Genomic DNA, 2,644 nt, shown 5'->3' on the forward strand with positions numbered 1-2,644 from the left:
GATGTGGGGATGATCGAGGGGCGGCGTCGCGCCGATGCACATGAACTCCTTCGCGCCCACGTGAATGACGGAAACGCCGGGATCGTTGTGGAAGTGGGGAGTACCTTTGTCGGCCATGTCCATGCCTTGGAAAATGCGAAGTTCGGGAAATCCGGATTTGGCCGGCACCATAATGTTTGAATGACCATGCGCCTAGAGCATGATGCCGAAAAGTGCAGCCCCCATGATCGCGAGTGGACATTGCGCCGTCGCACTTTGGTGCCTTAGAGCTGTTTTCCCATCAGATAAAGGTCGCGCAACCCATGCTGTTCTTCAACTCCGCCGGCGTCAGCATCGCCTATGTGGATGTCAGGCCGGAGGAGGGACACGGGGATCCCATACTCCTGATCCACGGTTTCGCTTCCAACTACGCGGTAAACTGGCTCAATACGATGTGGTTCAAGACCCTCAACCGGGCCGGGTTCCGCGTGATCGCTCTCGACAATCGGGGGCATGGGCAGAGCGAAAAGCTCTACGATCCCGAGGCCTACAATTCCTACACCATGGCCGACGACGCCCGGCGCTTGCTCGACCACCTGTCCATCGAGCGCGCGGACGTGATGGGTTATTCCATGGGCGCAAGAATCACCGCGCATCTGGCGCTCACCGCACCGGAGCGGATGCGCTCCGTTCTGCTGGGCGGGCTCGGCATCCATTTGATCGAAGGGGTCGGCTTGCCCCTCGACATCGCCGACGCGATGGAGGCACCGTCGCTCGATGTCCTCACGGACCCGATGCAACGGATGTTCCGCGCCTTCGCGGAGCAGACAAAGAGCGACCTGAAGGCGCTCGCCGCCTGCATTCGCGGATCGCGGCAAGTGCTCACCGCGGAGCAGGTGGGTTCGATCGCCCTGCCGACCCTGATCTCCGTCGGCACGACAGACGATGTCGCCGGATCGGGACACGCGTTGGCCGCTCTCATGCCGAACGCGGAGACGCTTGATATCCCCGGTCGCGACCACAATCTCGCGGTCGGCGACCGGGTTCACAAACAAGGAGTCTTGGACTTCCTCGCGTCCCGACCGTGAATTCACCCATTTCCTCAACGGGACGCGGAAAGTTGAATCGTGGGAATCGTTTGCGAGTGAATATTGATTTTTTAGTCGAGGTGCCCCCGTAAGTGAACATTCCTCTCGGTTTGATTCAAGTAAGGGAGCGCAGGCTATTGATTTGAGACTCGAATTTCTCCAGATCCATATCGTAGGGGAAACTGATGACACGTCTCGACAGCGTCATTCGCCGGCTGAGCGCTCAGCGCGACCTATTGAATTGGGCCGCGGAGGAGATCGAGCCGACCGGCTATGTCCTTGAACTGGGCCTCGGCAACGGCCGCACCTACGACCACCTTCGAGCGCGCCTTCCGGGCCGGAAGATCTATGCCTTCGAGCGGACCTTCGCCGCGCATCCCGGCTGCGTGCCGGGCAACGGCTATCTCATCATGGGCGATATTTTCGAGACCATTCCCCTGTTTATCGAGAAAAAAGGAAAGGGCTGCGCGGCCCTGATCCACGCCGATATCGGATCTGGCGACGAGGACCTGAACCGCCAACTGGCCCAACAATTGTCACCTCTGATCGAACCGCTGCTCGCTCCCGGCGGGCTGTTCATCGCCGATCGCGCCTTCGATCTTCCGTCCTGCGCCGACATTTCCTCGCAGACCGGCATCGCTAAGGGACGCTATTTCGTGTACCGACGCCCTCGCGAAGCGCGGAATGTCACCGAGACGGCGACCGTCGCGCGGTAGCGCCTGACCCTGAGAGCCAGGAGAACAATTTTCGGCGTCCTGCAAGAAATACGGGACGTCCATGCTCCACGGGACTAGGGAAAGAGACGGTGCGCGCTTATCTATGCTAGTCCCGACCGTCGCCGCGTTGGCAAGGAGCCGATCATGACTCAGATGCGCATGAAGTCAGGGCCCGTCGAGGCCGTGGCCGGAATAGTCGATCCGCTGTGGGATCGCATGCGCCGCGAAGCCGAAGACGCGGCCCGCCGGGAGCCTGCTCTCGCCGGCTTCATGTTGAGCTCGGTCACCCATCAACCGAGCCTCGAAGCCTCGGTGATCCACCGCGTCGCGGCGCGCCTTGCTCATCCCTCGGTGCCGGCCGATCTCCTGCAGCAGACGTTTCAAGAGGCGATCGAGACCGAAACCTCCATGGTTCAGGCTTTTCGCGCTGACATCAGCGCGGTGATGGACCGTGACCCGGCGTGCGAGCGGGCCATCGAGCCTGTGCTGTATTTCAAAGGGTTCCACGCAATCCAGACCCACCGCCTGGCGCATTGGCTGTGGACGCGGGGACGCCGGGACTTCGCGCTTTATCTGCAGAGCCTCTCGTCTGAGGTGTTTCAGACGGACATCCATCCGGCTGCCCGGATCGGAAAGGGCATATTCCTCGATCATGCCACCGGCCTCGTAGTCGGTTCGACCGCCGTCATCGAGGACAACGTCTCGATGCTGCAGGATGTGACTCTCGGCGGCACGGGCAAGGAGCGCGGCGATCGCCACCCGAAGATCCGCCACGGCGTGCTGATCGGCGCTGGCGCAAAAATTCTCGGCAACATCGAAGTCGGCCATTGCGCGCGGGTCGCCGCCGGCTCGGTGGTGCTC

At 61.5% G+C, this 2,644-nt stretch carries 4 protein-coding genes; 3 read left to right on the forward strand and 1 reads right to left on the reverse strand.

Features of this window, described 5'->3' with window-relative positions:
• A partial coding sequence (locus AC1DT3_RS17515) for a zinc-finger domain-containing protein (protein ID WP_477466517.1) occupies nucleotides 1-117 on the reverse strand: 117 nt, incomplete at its 3' end.
• Between the two features lie 185 nt (nucleotides 118-302).
• Here AC1DT3_RS17515 and AC1DT3_RS17520 point away from each other — a divergent pair.
• From AC1DT3_RS17520 to epsC, 3 genes are all read left to right on the forward strand, one after another.
• Entirely contained in the window at nucleotides 303-1,067 is a 765-nt protein-coding gene (locus tag AC1DT3_RS17520) for an alpha/beta fold hydrolase (protein ID WP_477466514.1), read from the forward strand.
• A 185-nt stretch (nucleotides 1,068-1,252) separates the two neighbouring features.
• Entirely contained in the window at nucleotides 1,253-1,783 is a 531-nt protein-coding gene (locus AC1DT3_RS17525) for a class I SAM-dependent methyltransferase (RefSeq protein ID WP_477466515.1), read from the forward strand.
• Nucleotides 1,784-1,927: 144 nt separating this feature from the next.
• Nucleotides 1,928-2,644 (forward strand): serine O-acetyltransferase EpsC (gene epsC / locus AC1DT3_RS17530; protein WP_477466516.1); only part of this gene is annotated, 717 nt, incomplete at its 3' end.

The sequence above is a fragment of the Microvirga sp. P4_G7 genome (genome assembly GCF_056401005.1).

Excerpts from the sequence above, each read along its gene's own strand:
- AC1DT3_RS17520 (WP_477466514.1), top strand. The coding sequence starts at position 303 with ATGCTGTTCTTCAACTCCGCCGGCGTCAGCATCGCCTATGTGGATGTC.
- AC1DT3_RS17525 (WP_477466515.1), top strand. The coding sequence starts at position 1,253 with ATGACACGTCTCGACAGCGTCATTCGCCGGCTGAGCGCTCAGCGCGAC.